14 protein-coding genes are annotated in these 15,525 nt (G+C 72.2%); 10 read left to right on the forward strand and 4 right to left on the reverse strand.

The features are described from left to right. Positions 1-146 precede the first annotated feature (146 nt). The 3 genes from IEZ08_RS32975 to IEZ08_RS32985 form a co-directional block, all read right to left on the reverse strand. Positions 147-1,769, reverse strand: a complete 1,623-nt coding sequence (locus IEZ08_RS32975) for an acyltransferase family protein (RefSeq protein ID WP_141703593.1) — start codon at positions 1,767-1,769, stop codon at positions 147-149. A gap of 210 nt (positions 1,770-1,979) precedes the next feature. Further along, positions 1,980-3,572, reverse strand: a complete 1,593-nt coding sequence (locus tag IEZ08_RS32980; RefSeq protein ID WP_068921417.1) for an LCP family protein — start codon at positions 3,570-3,572, stop codon at positions 1,980-1,982. Between the two features lie 213 nt (positions 3,573-3,785). Further along, on the reverse strand, positions 3,786-5,276 hold the full coding sequence (locus IEZ08_RS32985) for a glycosyltransferase family protein (RefSeq protein WP_229803772.1): 1,491 nt from the start codon (positions 5,274-5,276) through the stop codon (positions 3,786-3,788). 115 nt (positions 5,277-5,391) lie between these two features. Between IEZ08_RS32985 and IEZ08_RS32990 the strand changes: the two genes are divergently transcribed. From IEZ08_RS32990 to IEZ08_RS33025, 8 genes are all read left to right on the forward strand, one after another. After that, positions 5,392-7,608, forward strand: a complete 2,217-nt coding sequence (locus tag IEZ08_RS32990; protein WP_068921418.1) for a hypothetical protein — start codon at positions 5,392-5,394, stop codon at positions 7,606-7,608. Between the two features lie 7 nt (positions 7,609-7,615). Then, complete coding sequence (locus IEZ08_RS32995; protein WP_068921419.1) at positions 7,616-8,557, forward strand: permease-like cell division protein FtsX; 942 nt, start codon at positions 7,616-7,618, stop codon at positions 8,555-8,557. Positions 8,558-8,820: 263 nt separating this feature from the next. Next, positions 8,821-9,093, forward strand: a complete 273-nt coding sequence (locus IEZ08_RS33000; RefSeq protein ID WP_068921420.1) for a type II toxin-antitoxin system HicB family antitoxin — start codon at positions 8,821-8,823, stop codon at positions 9,091-9,093. Next, positions 9,090-9,497 (forward strand): PIN domain-containing protein, encoded by a 408-nt coding sequence (locus tag IEZ08_RS33005; RefSeq protein WP_068921421.1) that lies wholly within the window; start codon positions 9,090-9,092, stop codon positions 9,495-9,497. The genes IEZ08_RS33000 and IEZ08_RS33005 overlap by 4 nt, the downstream gene beginning before the upstream one ends. A gap of 48 nt (positions 9,498-9,545) precedes the next feature. After that, entirely contained in the window at positions 9,546-9,731 is a 186-nt protein-coding gene (locus IEZ08_RS33010; RefSeq protein WP_068921422.1) for a hypothetical protein, read from the forward strand. A gap of 300 nt (positions 9,732-10,031) precedes the next feature. After that, a complete protein-coding gene (locus IEZ08_RS33015; protein WP_268249389.1) occupies positions 10,032-10,331 on the forward strand; it encodes a permease-like cell division protein FtsX in 300 nt (99 codons plus the stop codon). 153 nt (positions 10,332-10,484) lie between these two features. Beyond that, positions 10,485-11,414: a glycosyltransferase family 2 protein gene (locus tag IEZ08_RS33020; protein ID WP_141703597.1), complete on the forward strand. Its 930-nt coding sequence runs from the start codon at positions 10,485-10,487 to the stop codon at positions 11,412-11,414. Between the two features lie 3 nt (positions 11,415-11,417). Next, a complete protein-coding gene (locus IEZ08_RS33025) occupies positions 11,418-12,548 on the forward strand; it encodes a glycosyltransferase family 4 protein (protein ID WP_084779581.1) in 1,131 nt (376 codons plus the stop codon). On the opposite strand, the gene IEZ08_RS33030 is transcribed toward IEZ08_RS33025, so the two are convergent. Then, entirely contained in the window at positions 12,446-13,447 is a 1,002-nt protein-coding gene (locus tag IEZ08_RS33030) for a lysylphosphatidylglycerol synthase domain-containing protein (RefSeq protein WP_068921425.1), read from the reverse strand. The two genes, IEZ08_RS33025 and IEZ08_RS33030, sit on opposite strands and share 103 nt — an antisense overlap. Positions 13,448-13,514: 67 nt before the next feature. On the opposite strand from IEZ08_RS33030, the gene IEZ08_RS33035 reads away from it, so the two are divergent. Then, on the forward strand, positions 13,515-14,354 hold the full coding sequence (locus IEZ08_RS33035; protein WP_141703599.1) for a class I SAM-dependent methyltransferase: 840 nt from the start codon (positions 13,515-13,517) through the stop codon (positions 14,352-14,354). Next, positions 14,351-15,436, forward strand: a complete 1,086-nt coding sequence (locus IEZ08_RS33040; RefSeq protein WP_189243728.1) for a lysylphosphatidylglycerol synthase transmembrane domain-containing protein — start codon at positions 14,351-14,353, stop codon at positions 15,434-15,436. The genes IEZ08_RS33035 and IEZ08_RS33040 overlap by 4 nt, the downstream gene beginning before the upstream one ends. Positions 15,437-15,525: the final 89 nt, after the last annotated feature.

Consider the following 15,525-nt stretch of genomic DNA (forward strand, 5'->3'; position numbering starts at 1 on the left):
GGCTGGAGAACCCGCCCGCACAGCACGACCATGTCCCCACCGAAGCCCCACCGAAGCCCCCACCGGAGAAGCACCCGCCCAGCCCGAGCCGGGCACCGCACGGCGGCGCCGTGCGGTGGTGCTGTGGGGGGTGGGTGTGCCGGGAGTTATCGGGGTGCTGGTGCGCTTTCCTTGGCGGAGTCGGGGGTGTCCTTGTTGTCGGGGGGAGTGGAGGGGCGGCGGTAGAGCCAGACCAGGCGGGGCTCCAGCAGCCACTTGAAGGCCTTGCGGGTCTCCGGCAGGCACAGGACGATGGCCAGGGCCACCGAACTGGACATGATGGCCAGCACGCCCAGCGGGCCGTGCAGCCAGGAGAAGTTCAGCCAGCCCTGGTCCTTGGCGATGAGCACCACGACGCCGTGGAGCAGGTAGGCGTAGAGCGTGCGGGTGCCGAGGTCGGAGAACCAGGTCTCACGCCGGGGGACCAGCGCCAGCAGCGCGAACGCCAAGATCAGCGCGGCGGCCAGCAGGGCGCCGCGGACGCCCAGGCCGATCCACCAGTCCATGTCCATCTTCTTGAAGCTGTAGCGGAAGTAGACCGGCTTGAGGTTGACGTGCGGGGCGATGAAGATCGCAACGGCGGCGGCGCCCGCCATCACGACGCCCGCGGTGATCCTGACCCAGAGCGGCCTGAGCAGGTCGAAGTGCTCCGGCTTGAGCATCATGCCGAGCACGTAGAACGGGAGCAGCCCGAAGAAGCGGTCGAGGCTGAAGTCACCGGCGATCTCCGAGAACCCGGCCATCATGTAGATGATCACGGCGACCAGCAGGGGCTGCCGCATGCGGGTCCAGATGGGGGAGGAGATCCGCCAGAGCACCAGGGCCAGGAGATACCAGTTCAGCCAGGCCGGGTCGATGATCGTCAGGGTCCACTTCTGGCCCAGCCCGTAGCGGAGCAGCGCATAGCCGATCTCCACGATCACGTACGGCACCAGCATGGTGTCGACGAGCTTGTTGATCTTCGCGTTGGAGTTCCAGAAGTTCCGTCCCAGGTAGCCGCTGATCAGCACGAACGCCGGCATGTGGAACGTGTAGATGAACAGATAGGCGGACTTGGCCGAATGGGCGTCGAGGGTGGGCACCAGCGAGTGACCGGCCACGACCAGGGCGATCAGGACGAACTTGACGTTGTCGAGGTACGGCTCGCGCTTCTTCTTGACCGGAGGCGGCTCCGGCGCCTCCTCGGGGCGCTGGTCCTCCTCGGGGAACCGCCCCCAGGCGCTGCCCCACGAGGAGCGCTCCGGCTCCCGTGCCTGGCCCCAGAACGAGGGCTCGGCCTCCCGTGCGGCGCTCCGGTGCGTGGGAGCCGGCGCGGGCGCGGGTACGGGCGCAGCGGGCGCGGGTACGGGCGCAGGTGCGGGCTCCGAGGCCGGGGAGCTCTCCCAGTAGGAGAAAGGCCGTTCCTGCTGCCGGCCGGGGAGGTCTCCGACGTCCAGCGGGCCGGACGGCCGGGGCTCCTGGTAGACCGGGTAGCCCCAGGCGGTGACCTCGCCGGGCGCTTCCTCGTCGAGATCCCGGTGACGCTCCCGGCCGGAGACGGCCGGTCCGGCGTCCGGCAGCTCCGGCCAGGAGGGCTGGGGCGGCCGGGGAGCCGGGGGCTGCGCGTGCTCGGGCATCGGCCACGGGGCGGGTGTCCGGCCCGGCCCGTCGGCGGGCCCGCCCCGGGGGGCGCCGGATGAACCGTCGTCCCAGGGGGCCGGAACCGGGAAGGGGGATCGGGGGTCGCTCACGAGGGAAACGCTCAGCTATCTGTCGGAGATTGAAAAGGTCGTCGGACACACAGGCGAGGACGGCCCGGGACGGCCATGCGGAGTTCGCGGCACCGACCTGACCACCTTAAACCGACGGCGCCGCGGCTGTCGCACGCGTCCGGAGGTTTGAGCCGGTTATCGGGAAATTGTGATTCTCCGATTGCCGGATCCCGCCACCGCCGGGTGGCGTCACTGGCAGGGGTTGGTCTTGGTGTCGACCACGGAGTCCTTGATGGAGTCGGGGATCTTGGTGGGAACCCGGACGCCCTTCCAGTCGTCGCCGATGACCAGCTGGATCACGGGACCGGTGGGGGTCTCGGTGATCGGGGTGGCCGGGGTGTACGCCGTGGTGTTGAGCGGCTTGATCTTGCCCGAGGTCGGGGGGAGCTTGTCGCCGGAGAGCCGCGCGGCCAGCGCGTCGGCGTAGGCCGGGCCCTCGGTGTCCTTCTTGGCGTGGCGCACCGTGGTGTTCGGCAGGTTGCCGGTGGCGGGGCGCGCGTCACCGACGTGGGTCACCACGAATCCCTGGGCGGCGAGCTTGCCGGCGACCTCCGTGGCCAGCCCCGCCTTGTCGGTGCCGTTGAGGACCTGGACCCGGACCTGCTCGTGCTTGACGGCCGGCTTGGCGGGGGCGCTGGCGCTCGGGCTGGGGGTGACCTCGACGTCGTTCTTGATCGCCTCGAAGAGCTCGCCCGCCTGCGGCTGCTTCCAGACGACGCGGTTCTTGTCCGCGGGGTCGGCGCCCCAGGGAACGGTGATGAACTTGACGCCGTTCGCGGTCAGCTCCTTGGCGCTGGAGGCGATCTCGATCAGGGTCTCGGTGTTCTTGGCCAGCTCCGAGTCCATGCGGACCGACTTGGCGGTCGCGGTGATGAAGGACCGGAGCTTGCCGAGGTCGGTGAGCAGCTCGCTGCTGGTGGCCTTCTGCACCACCTTGGTGAGGAAGACCTGCTGGCGCTTGATGCGCTGGATGTCGCTGTTGTCGCCGTAGTCGCGCAGACGTACGTAACCCAGGGCCTCCTCACCCTTGAGGGTGTGCCAGCCCGCGGGGAGGGTGAGCTTGGCCTTCTTGCTGTTCACCGGGTTCTTCAGGCAGATCTTGACGCCGCCGAGGGCGTCCACGATGTTCTTGAAGCCGGTGAAGTCGACCTCGACGAAGTGGTCGATGCGGATGTCGGTGAGGTGCTCGATCGTGGCGATCGTGCAGGTGATGCCGCCGTCGTTGTAAGCACTGTTGATCATGGCGTACCGCGCGGGGATCGCGGCGCCGGCCTCGCTCTTGCACGCGGGCATGTTCACCATGGAGTCACGGGGGAAGCTGACCAGCATCGCCTTGTCGCGGTTCGGCGAGATGTGCATGAGGATGATCGTGTCGGTGCGCTTCCCCCAGTCGGCCATCTTCTGTCCGTACTTGAGGTTGTCGCCCTCCCGGGTGTCGGAGCCGACGAGCAGCACGTTGAGCGCTCCGGTCTGGTTGACCGGGCGGCTCGCGCCGATCGTGTCGTCCGAGATCTTGACATCCCTGATGTCGCCGAAGGCGTCCCGGTAGACCTTGTAGCCGCCCAGGATGACGGCCACCATGACGATGGTCATCGCGATGCTGATCCAGCCGCCCACGCTGACCCGCGCGGCCGGGCCCCCCTTGCCGCGGGGCGAGCGGCCGGGGGCGTGGTCCGCCGGGGACGTCCCGCCGTCGCCGCCCACGCGTCGGGAAGCCCTGCGGCCCGGACTCGTCGTCTCGGTCCGGCGGTCCTCCACGGCGACATGCCGGTGGTCGCTCATGCGATCTCCTCGCTCGGCGGCGACGTGCTGCGTCGCCCAAGCCGGCTCATCGCCCCAGGAGAGGACGTGCCGCGCCGCTTGGGCTCGCTCATTGCGCCCAAAGAGTAGGTCACGTGGCGAGTTCGGGGTGCCAAGATGGGCTGAATTTGGCCATGGCGTCCCCCGCTGCCGTCGTGATGATCTGGCCGCCCAGCATACTCAAATTCGGACATTTCATGGAATCTTCTTGGGGGAAGCGTTGCCCGTGAGCAGAGCGAGAGCCAGGCAGGCAGCCGGTACGGCGGGCAGGACGTACCGGTAGTCGAACTCCGCCACCGCCGGCGGGACGGCCAGCAGCACCACCGCCGTGATCCAGGGCAGCGCCCACGCCGTGGAGCCCGTCTCCGCCGTGGAACTCGCCTCCGCCGTGCTCCTCCCGGCTCTCCACCGCCGCGGGCCCGTCTCCCCGCCGCCCTTCCCGGCCCGCCGTCGCCGCAGGCCCGCCATGACCGGCGCGGCCGCCAGGATCACCAGCAGCACCGTGCCCGGGAGCCGTACCGCGTCCTGGTAGGCCCGCATCCATCCGGCGTACGGCTCGACGATCGTGGTGGTGATCGGCCCCCGCTCGTAGCGCTGCGCGAACTCCGCCCCGACCGTGGCCGGATAGCGACCCGGAGGCGGGGGCGCAGTCGCGGGGAACCGGTAGTAGGCGTAGACCTCCGGGTCCGGGTAGACGGGGCGGCCCCAGGTGAAGGACCGGCCCAGCTCCGAGATCACCGAGCCCAGGTAGTCGAGGGGCTGACTCCGGATGGCCAGCGAGGCGAACCGTCCGGCGAGGGTGTCGGCCTCCTCGGTGAAGGTGATACCGGGCAGTTTCACCAGGGGGGAGTCCGGGCTCCAGATGTACTCCTGCGCCACCGGCCGCCGCTCCGGGGGCCGGGGATCGCAGAGCACGGCCAGGTCCGCAGGCGGGTCCATCACCGCGCAGTCGGCGAACGTCATCGTCTTGGAGTACAGGAACACCCCGTTCGCGCCCACCAGGCCGACCCGCTCGTAGGTGGCGTGGAACCAGGCCCCGTACCCCAGGATCGGGACCACGGCCGCCGCGAGCATCACCCCGGCCGTCAGGACCCGGCCGCGCTCCCGGTAGAGCAGCCAGGCCGCGAAGACCGCCACCATCGGCAGGCCGACGGTCCTGGTGAGCGTCGCCGCCGCGAGCAGCAGGCCGATCGCGCACGCCGTACGCCATCCCGGGCGGGGGGAGACGGCGAGACAGACCGCGGCCGTGACCAGCACGGTGAACAGGGTGTCGGAGACCAGCAGGTGTTCCAGCTCGATCTGGTAGGCGTCCAGCAGCGCGGGGACGGACGCGAGCGCCGCGGCCCAGCCGGGGGCGCGCAACCGCCGGGCGGTGAGGTAGACCAGCACGCCTGCCAGGAGCCCCAGCAGATGCTGCGCCAGGACGACGGCGGCGAAGCTGTGCAGCGGCTCCAGCAGCCGCAGGAACACCGAGTATCCGGCCGGGCGGACCAGGTCGGGACGGAGCTTCAGCGCGGTGACCACGTAGGTGTAGGAGTCGGGGAACCAGAGCGCGGGCCGGTAGCCCAGCATCGTGACGGCCCGCAGCGCGGCCGCGAGCGCCAGCACCCCGAGGAACCACCGGTGCTCGCGGATGCGCGCCGCCGCCCCCGCAACCGCCCGGAGCCCGCGTGCCTGCCCGCCCACCCGCCGCTCCCTTCGCACGTCCCGCGTACGTTATCGGCTTTCCGGCGGGCGGGGCGTCCGGCCGGGCGGATCGCGGTGAACCGCACCGGGGACTGCCGCTACCCTCGTGGCAATCATGGGAACCGGCCTGCTGGATCGCGCGCGGAGGCCCTCGGCGGGGCGGGTGCTCGCCGTGGCGTCGGCCGCGCCCGCGCTCATCCTGGCGGGCTGGCTGGCGGCGGGGCTCCCGCTGCTCCTGCTCGGCTGGTTCCGCCCGCTCGCCGCGGTCCCGCTGGGCCTGGCCGCCGCCGGACTGCTGTGCCGGTACGGCCTGCGCCGCCTGCCCGAGGTCCCCGCCGCGAGCAGGTGGCAGGCGGCCGCGGTGGTCGCGGCGGCCCTCGGCTCGGCGATCTTCAACCTGGTCTTCCACGGTGAGCAGCTCATCGTCCGGCGCGACCCCGCCACCTACACGCAGTACGCCGTCTGGCTGGCCACTCGCGGCTCGCTCCCGATCCCGTACGGCGAGGCCGCCTTCGGCGGTCCCGACCCGGCGCTCCGCTTCGACAGCGTGGGCTTCTACGACCACGACGGCGCGGTCGTGCCGCAGTTCATGCCGGGGCCGCCGATGGTCCACGCGATCGGCCACTGGCTGGGAGGCCTGCCGGGGCTCCTGCCGGTCCCGCCGGTGCTGGGCGCCCTGGCGGTGCTCGTGTTCGCCGGGACCGTCGCCCGGCTGGCCGGGGGCCGCTGGGCGGCGCTCGCGGCGCCGGCGTTCGCGGTGAGCCTGCCGATCCTCTACACCTCGCGGACCGCCTTCAGCGAGATCCCGTCCCTGATCCTGCTCTTCGGCGGGATGTCCCTGCTGCTCGACGCCCGCGCCCGGCTGCGCGCGGCCCGGGAGGCGGCGCCCGGAACGGCGGCCGGGGACGCCGGGGCCGGGGCGGCGGTGGCCGGGCTGGTCTTCGGCCTCGCCGTCCTGGTCAGGATCGACGGCCTGCGGGACGTGCTGCCCGTGCTGGTCTACGCGGGCGCGCTGGTCGCCCTGCGCCGGGTCGAGGGCCGGGCGGGGACGGCACCCGGTGTCCGGGAGGCGGAGGAATCCGGCGTCCGGGGGGCGGGGGCGCCCGACGCTTCCCCTCCGGAGGCGTCCGGTGTCCGGGGGGACGGGAGACTCGGCGCGCCGCTGCTGGCCGGGCTGCTGGCGGGCGCGGGTCTCAGCCTGCTCGCCGCCGTCCTGCTCGCCGCGCCGTACCTGGACTACCTCTCCGGATCCCTGGTCCCCCTGCTCGCCGTCTGCGCGGCCGTCCTGCTCCTCACCGCGATCGCCGCCGCGCTCGCCCCCCGGCTCGCGGACCCGCTGCGGCGGCTCGCCCGGATCCGGTGGCTGCCCGGCCTCGCGGGCGGCGCGGTCGTGCTCGTCATGGGCCTGTTCGCGGCCCGGCCGCTGCTGCAGACCGTGACCCGCCACGCGACCACCCCCGAGGACCTGCTGACCTCGGATTTCATCGAGAAGACCCAGGCGGCCAACGGGCTGCCGGTGGACGGCTCCCGGCTCTACTACGAGGACGCGCTGCACTGGGTGGCCTGGTACATCGGGCCCGCGGCCGTGGTGCTCGCCACGGTCGCCGGGGCCGTACTGGTGCGCGGGCTGATCCGGGGGACCGCGTCCGAGTGGCTGCTCCCGCTGATGATCATCGGCTGGACGACGGTCACCACGCTCTACCGCCCGGCGATCACCCCCGACCATCCCTTCGCCGCCCGGCGGCTGGTCCCGGTGATCATTCCGGGTCTGGTGCTGCTCGCCGTCCGGGGGCTGCGCTGGATCGGGGAGAAGGCCGAGAACCGGGCCCCCGCCCGCCTGCGCCGCGTCGCGACCCCCGCCCGGCTCACCGCCCTCGGCGCGGCGCTCCTGCTCGTCCCACCGGCCGTGACCTCCATCGGGACCGCCTTCACCCCGGTCGGCCGGGGGGAGCGGGCGGCGGTCGAGGCCATGTGCGCCGCCCTCCCGCAGAACGCCTCGGTCCTGCTCGCGGAGCGGGTCACCGCCGACCGGCTCACCCAGCTCGTCCGGGGCGTGTGCGGCGTGCCCGCCGCCCGGGTCGCGGTCGTCCCCGGCACCAGTCTCCCGGCACCGGCCGACGTCACCCGCCTGACCGGCCGCGTCCGGGCGGCGGGCCGGGTCCCGGTCCTGCTCGCCGCCGAGCCGGGCCAGCTGGCGCCGTACGGCACGCCGGTCCAGGTGATGACCCTGCGCACCCGCCAGGACGAGCGCTCCCTGGTCAAGGCCCCCGACGGCACCTGGTCCCTCTCGGTCAACGTCTGGATGGCCGTTCCGGGAGGGGATTTGGCATAGTCGCCTCATGTCCTTCCGCGATCGCCAGGAACCCGCTTCCGGGTACGAGGAGCTCTCCTTCGGCGGCGGTGACCCGGACCGGGAGCCACGGCTCCAGGTGTGGCTGAGGGCGCACGTCCGGTTGCTGACCGCCTGCGCCGTGGTGCTGGCGCTGCTCGGGGCCGCCGGGATCGGGGGCCGGTACCTGTACGAGCGCTCCCGCGAGCCGCTGCCCCCGCCCGACGTCCCGGCCTCCGCGCGGATGCGCATCGTGGTCCACCTCTGCGGCCAGTACGTGGAGGCGTGGAGCTGCATCGGCAGGGATGAGGCGACCGACGCCGACGGCAGGGCGATCGCCGCGCGGATGCGGGCCATGCCCGAGCTGACGGACGTCACCTTCGTGAGCAAGGAGGAGGACGGCCGCAGGGCGCTGGCCTACTACACCGCCATCGGTGAGCCGGAACGGGCGGACGAGCTGTTCTTCCATGCCAGCGTCGAGGCCACGCTCCGCCGTGGCGGGGACTTCGCGGCGGTGTCGGCCCGGTTGCGGGAGATCCCCGGTGTCGTGACGGTGCTCCGGGAGCTTCCGGACGTCTGGGCGGGGAAAGCCGATCTCGCCGTCGCCCTGTGCGCGGAGGAGGAACGGCAGCCGCGGGGATGCGGCCGGGAGGACCGGAGGGCGCTGGCCGGGGCCCCGGCCAGCGAGGCGGAGAAGAAGGCGGTCCTCGACCGGCTCTGGGATCTGCCCGGCGTCGAGAGGGTCTACCTGCGGGACCGGGAGGACCTCACCTGGCTGAAGCGCCAGTACGAGCCGCAGGACCCGGCCGAGCACGTGACCCCGAGGACGGAGCGCACACGCCAGACCTTCTACGTGAAACTCTCCGACCCCGCCGGTCTCGCCGCGGTCGCCGGGGCGGTCAAGCACCTGCCCGGTGTCGGGGGCGTGTTCCCCATCGGGCTCTCGGGATGACGCCCGCCCCGCCGGGGAGCTGAAATCCCTGCCCGATGTCGGGAGGGGCGCTTCCCGTACGGCACGCCGGTCCAGGCGATGGCCCTGCGCACCCGCCAGGACGAGCGCTCTCTGGTCAGGGCCCCGGACGGCACCCGGTCCCTCTCGCTCGCCGTCTGGATGGCGGTGCCCTGAGCAGAGAGGACCCACTTCTCGGGGAGGCGGGGAGTGATTTCCCGGAGTTCCCCCTCTCGTGATTCCTACCATGGTGGCATGATGGGAGTATGGCTGTAAGAAAAGTGTCGGTCTCCCTGCCGGAAGAAGTCCTGGAAGCGATCGGAGCCGCCGCTGAGCGGGAAGGGCTCAGCGTGTCCGCGTGGCTGGCCCGTTCTGCCGCTCACTCCATAAGGATCGAGGCGGGCCTGGCGGCGATCGCCGAGTGGGAGAGGGAGCACGGCGCCTTCACCGCCGCGGAGCTCACGGAGGCCGCCGCGGAGCTGGCGGAACTCGACGCCCGGATGCTCGGAGGTATCCGTCAGGACCGGCTCGCCGGATGAGAGCGACCGCGACGCGGCTGCCGTTGCTCTACGACGCGGGTGCTTTGATCGCAGCCGAAGCTGACGACCGCCTTTTCCTGCGGCTTCATCGCCAGGCGCTCGACGAGGGACGAAAGATCGTCGTTCCTGTTCCCGTGCTCGCGCAGGTGTGGCGCGGATCGGCGAAGCAGACGTCGCTGGCACGGATGCTCCACGGGTGTGAAGTCGTGGACATGACCGAGGCGATCGGTCGTGCGGCAGGTGCGCTCTGCGGGAGGAACGGCACGTGCGATGTCGTGGACGCGACCGTGGTGGTGATGGCGATCGATGCGGTGGCGGCTGTCGTGACCTCGGACCCCGAAGACATAACCGCTCTGATCGACTCCGCGAACCCCCCGATCCGGCCCGCGGTCAAGGTGGTATGAAGCGGCATCCGGATGGTCATCCCTGAGGGGATTTGACATAGTCCTCCCATGCCGTTTCCTGACCGTGCGGAGCCGTCTTCCGGGGACGAGGAGATCCCGCCGGAGCAGCTGTACGAGACCTTCTACGTGAAGCTCTCCCGCTCCGCCGGGCCCATGGAGACGGAGAGGACGGTCAGGTCGTTGGCGTCCCTGCCCGGCGTCGGAGAGGCGTTTCCCGTCACGCCCGCCGGATAGGCCCGGACGGGGTTGCCGGGCGAGGAGGAAGATCGGCATAGTCTGGCACGTGGAATCTGAGGAACGGCCCCAGAGAACAGCGGTGCGCAAGCGGGCCGGTGCGCTGCGGGCCGTTCTCGCCGTCGTCGCGGTGCTGGCCGTGGTCACGGGCGGGGTCGCGGGGATCGCCGGAGGCGGGCGCCTCCACACCCGCTCGCTCCAGCCGTCGCCGCCTCCGGCACTCCAGAGGGGCTCCCGGCCGTCGCGACCGCGTACTCGTTCGGAAACAGCTTCTGGCAGGGCAAGGCGGATGTGTCGATCGTGCTCTGCCAGGACGTGGACGGATCCGAAGCCTGCGAGGGGAGAGGCGCCGCGACCCGGGCGGAGAAGGACGCGGTGATGGCCGCGCTCCGGGCCGTGGACGGCATCGAGAAGATCTACTTCGAGGACGTGGCCCACGCCCGGCAGGTGATGTCCCACGCGTGGGGACACGGCAGGGACGAGGAGTTCCGTACCGCCCCGAGATCGGAGTCCTTCCACGTCAAGCTGGTGGATCCGGCACGGAAGCAGGCGGTCGCCGACGCGGTCGAAGGACTGCCGGGCGTGGGGGCCGTCCAGTAGGCGATCCGGCATGGTCGCCCCGCGCCGCTTTCCGATCATGAAGAACCGTCCTCCCGCCGCGAGGAACCGTCCTTCGTGGTTGAGACGTCCGCGGACGGCCGAACCCGGTGATGTGGGTACGGCTCCCGCCTGGGCAGAGTATCCTCGCCCGTCGTGAGCACGCCCGAGACCCCCGAGAGTGGATCAGCTGTGGACGCAACGCCGTACGTCACGATCGTCCTGCCCTGTTACAACGAGCAGGACCACGTCATCGACGAGGTCGAGCGCATCTGCCGGGCCATGGACGACAGCGGCTACACCTATGAGCTCGTGGCCGTGGACGACTGCTCCACCGACGAGACCCTCGCCCGGCTGAAGGAGGCCGCGCCGCGGTTCCCGAACATGCGGATCAGGGCGTTCCACCGCAACGGCGGCTCGGGCACCGTGCGCAGGATCGGCACGCAGGAGGCGCGCGGCGAGATCGTCGTGTGGACCGACGCGGACATGACCTACCCGAACGAGCGCATCCCCGAGCTGATCCGGATCCTGGAGAAGGACACCGCGGTCGACCAGGTCGTGGGCGCGCGGACCAGCGAGGAGGGCTCGCACAAGTTCCTGCGGGTCCCGGCCAAGTGGTTCATCCGCAAGGTCGCCGAGCGGCTGGCCGGGCAGAAGATCCCCGACCTCAACTCGGGCCTGCGGGCCTTCCGCAAGTCGGTCGCCCGGCCGTACCTCCGGCTGCTCCCGCCCGGTTTCTCGTGCGTCACGACGATCACGCTGTCGTTCCTGTCGAACCAGCACGACGTCTACTACCTGCCGATCGAGTACAGCAAGCGGGCGGGGAAGTCGAAGTTCAGCTTCGTCTCCGACGCCTACCGCTACATCCTGCAGGTGCTGCGGATGGTGATGTACTTCAACCCGCTCAAGGTCCTCATGCCGCCGGCGATCTGGCTGGTCGGCATCGGCCTGGCGAAGGGGGTCTACGACAACATCAAGACGCCCTTCTACCTGGCCAACAACACGATCATCATCTTCGTGACCGGGCTGCTGATCGGGTCGCTGGCGCTGCTGGCCGACCTCATCGTGCGCTCCAGGGGCGAGTAGCCCGTGCGGATCGCGATCGTCGGGCCGACCTACCCCTACAAGGGCGGCGGTGCCGCGCACACCACCGAGCTGGCCCACCGCCTGGCGGCCGCCGGGCACGACGTCGTCATCGAGTCGTGGAGGGCGCAGTATCCGTCGTTCCTCTACCCCGGCCGCCAGACCGCAGACAGCCCCGACGGCGAGCCGTACCCGAGGTCCTTCCGGCGGCTCGACTGGCGCCGTCCGGACGGCTGGGTCGAGTGCGGGCGCCGGCTGCGCACCGCCGACCTGGTGATCCTCGCGGTGCTCAGCCCGGTGCAGGTCCCGCCCTACCTCGGCATCCTGTACGGCCTGCGCCGCCGGACCCGGGTGGTGGCGCTCTGCCACAACGTGCTGCCGCACGAGCGCAAGCCGTACGACGCGCCGCTGATGAGGGCGCTGCTGCGCCGGGTGGACGGGGTGCTCGCGCACTCCGAGGCGCAGGCCGCGCTGGCCCGGGAGCTGGCGCCCGCGCCGGTGACCGTGGCCCGGATGGCCCCGCACCTGCCGGCCAGGGCCGTGAAGCGCCCGGAGCCGATCGGGGCGCGGGGGCGGCTGCTGTTCTTCGGGCTGGTCCGCCCGTACAAGGGGCTCGACCTGCTGATCCGCGCGCTGCCGGAGGGCATCTCGCTCCGGGTGGCGGGGGAGTTCTGGGGCGGCCTGGAGGAGACCGAGGCGCTCGTCGCCGAGTTGGGGCTCACCGACCGGGTGGAGCTGCGGCCCGGGTACGTCGCGGCCGAGGACGTGCCCGCGCTGTTCGAGGACGTGGACGCGCTCGTGCTGCCCTACCGGAGCGGTACGGCCAGCCAGCAGGTCTGGCTCGGCCACGAGCAGGGCGTGCCGGTGATCGCCACCCGCGTCGGGACGCTGGGCGAGCACGTCACCGACGGGGTGGACGGGCTGCTGGTCGAGCCGGGGTCGGTGGAGGCGCTGCGCGAGGCGCTGGCGCGCTTCTACCAGCCGGGCGAGCCCGAACGGCTGCGCGCCGGGGTGAAGGCCGTGGACCCCGAGCCCTACTGGGCGGCGTACGTCGAGGCGTTGGTCTCCGGGGGTCCCGGGGGTCCCGGGGGTCCCGGGGGTCCCGGCGGCTCCGCGGGCCCGGCCGCCGGGCGCTGAACCCCGCGGCCCAGCAGGAACCCGAGCCCGGCCCAGGCCACGTCGGCGAAGGTGAAGGCCAGCCGGGAGATCACGGCGGCGACGATGGCGTTGTCCATGCCGATCGACGGCGCGAGCACCAGGACCATCGCGCCCTCGCGCACCCCCACCCCGGCGGGGATGAACGCGAACAGCAGGCCGCCGGCCCACGCGAAGGCGTAGGCGCCGGCGCCGAGCAGGTAGAGCGAGAAGTCGCCGGTCAGGTCGCCGATGACCAGCCACAGGTGCAGGCCGTACACCAGCCAGCCGGCGATCTTCCACGCCGTGGTCTCCAGCAGGGTGCGGCCGGAGAGCAGCTCGTCGAAGGGCTCCCGGCGGGCGATCCGCAGCGCCAGGTTCAGGCCCCAGGTGAGGATCCTCGGGTGCAGGCAGACGATGATCACCGGAATGATCAGCGCGAGGTACCAGGTCTGCTCGGCCACCGCCCGGGCGGTGAACGGGAGGGTGGCGGCGGCGAGGGCGACCGCGCAGCCGAGCGAGATCACCAGGTCGATCGAGGTGCCGCCGAAGGTGCGCCTGGGCGGGCAGCCGTGGTCGCGTCCCAGCTCCATCATCGCGGCGTAGGCCCAGACCGACCCGGGGACGTACTTGCCGAGCTGGCCCACGAACAGTACGCGGGCGGCCGTGCGGAGCGGGAACGCTGAGCCGAGCCCGGCCAGGACCCGCTGCCAGGCGACCATCATGAACCAGATGCCGGTCATCACCGCGGCGACGGCCCCGGCCACCGACCACCACGACAGCCGGGCGAGCGCGGAGACCGTGCCGTCCCAGTTGCGGGCCAGGCCGTACCCGACGAAGGCGAGGGCGACCAGCGCCAGCAGGACGCGGAGCAGGCGGCTCGATCGCAGACGGCTGAGCATCCGCCAAGGGTACGACGTGACGGTTACCCGGCGGTAGGGTCATGCCGCGCCGGTACCCTAGGGCCCCGTGAGCACGAAACGAGTGGCGCAGCTTGAATACTCCGAGTTCCAGGCGGCGATGCTGGACGAGGAGAAGCGCCGCAGGAAGGCCGCGAAGATCGTGGCGGTGCTCGGCCACTTCCTCGGCCGGGACAAGGACGTCCTGGCGGGCCTGACCGTGGCCGACATCGGCTGCTCGGCCGGGTTCATCGCCGACGAGCTGGCGAACGCAGGCGCGGCCCGCACCTTCGGCGTGGACATCGACGTGCCGGGTCTGCGCAAGGCGTCCGCGCGCTTCGGCGAGCGGGTGGAGTTCCTGTGCGCCGACGGCACCGCGCTGCCCTTCCCCGACGGCTCGATCGACGTGCTGGTCTTCAACCACATCTACGAGCACGTGGTCGACCCCGACGCGATCATGGCCGAGATGCGCCGGGTGCTCGCCGACGACGGCGTGCTCTACCTGGGGCTGGGCAACCGGCTGGGGGTCATGGAGCCGCACTACAGGCTCCCGTTCCTGTCCTACCTGCCGCCCGCGCTGGCCGACCGCTACGTACGGCTCTCCGGCCGCGCCGACAGCTACTACGAGCGCTACCGGACCCGGCGCGGCCTGCGGAAGATGGCCCGGGGGTTCCGGGTGTGGGACTACACCTTCCCGGTGCTCGCCACCCCGGCGGCCTTCGCCGGGTCGGAGCTGTTCCCGGGCGTGGTCGGCCGCCTGGCCGGGGGCGTGCTGTCCCGGCTGCCCCGCGCCGTGCTGCGCGCGCTGCTGCCGGTGGTGCCGACCTACCTGTGGGTGGCGACCAAGGGCGCCCGCCGCCCGGCCGGTCCCGTCCTGCCCCAGCCTCCCGACCCCGTCCAGACCCTGTGAGCCCCGTCCCCCCGGATCCCGGGCCTCCCGCGTCCCCGGAGCCCACGCGTCCGTCCCGGGCCAGGCGGCTGGTCCGGGTCGCGTTCCTGCTGATCGCCCTGGGGTTCGGGACGTGGGCGGTGGCGGGCCAGTGGGACGCCGTGCGCGCCGGGTTCGCCCGGCTGTCCTGGCCGTCGCTGGCGCTCTCGCTGCTCGCCGTGGTGGCGGCGCTGGGCGGCGGCATGCTGACCTGGCGGGCGCTCCTTGCGGACCTCGGCTCGCCGCTCCCGCTCCGCCCGGCGGCCCGGGTCTTCTTCGTCGGCCAGCTCGGCAAGTACATCCCCGGATCGCTCTGGCCGGTCCTCGCCCAGATGGAGATGGGACGCGAGCTGGGCGTCCCCCGTTCACGCAGCGCGGCGGCGTTCTTCCTGACGATGCCGGTCCAGCTCGGCAGCGGGTTGCTGGTCTCGGCGGTGACGCTGCTGGCCGCCTCGGGCCCCGCGGCGGCGGCGCCGTACGCCTGGGTGTTCCTGCTCATCCCGGTCCTCGCTGTGGTGTTCGAGCCCAGGGTGATCAACGCGGTGATCGGGTTCGGACTGCGCAGGCTCGGGCGTGAGCCGCTGGAACGCCCGCTGACCCGGCGCGGCATGCTCACCGCGCTGGGCTGGGCGCTGCTCGGCTGGACCGCGTACGGCCTGCACCTGGCGGCGATCGTCCACGAGCTCGATCCCTCCGGCGTCTCCGGCGTCTCGACGGCGGTGTTCTCCGTCGGGGCGTTCGCGCTGTCGTGGTGCCTGGGGATCATGACCTTCGTGGTCCCCGCCGGGGCGGGGGTGCGCGAGGTGGCCATGGTGGCCGTGCTGGCGCCCGTGCTGGACAGCGGATCCGCCATCGTGGCGGCGCTCTGCTCCCGGGTGGTGATCATCCTGGGAGACCTGGCGTGCGCGGCCGCGGGAGGCGCGGCGGCCCGCCGCCCGGCCGGTCCCGGGCGCGGCCCCGCCGGGTCGCCGGCCGGGGACCCAGCGGGGGACTCTGTCGAGGACGCCGCCGGCGACCCGGACGCCGCCCGGGAACGGGATCCCGCCGATCGAGAAGGGGTGTGATTCGGCCCACGTTCCGGACCGTTCTGGCAATAGGGTGAAGTGGAGAGGGGACCGTCGGTCCCGCGTGGTCCTTGAGGGGAGCGATCCTT

The sequence above is a fragment of the Planobispora rosea genome, from assembly GCF_014648175.1.
In the GTDB taxonomy this organism is placed as follows: Bacteria; Actinomycetota; Actinomycetes; order Streptosporangiales; family Streptosporangiaceae; genus Planobispora; species Planobispora rosea.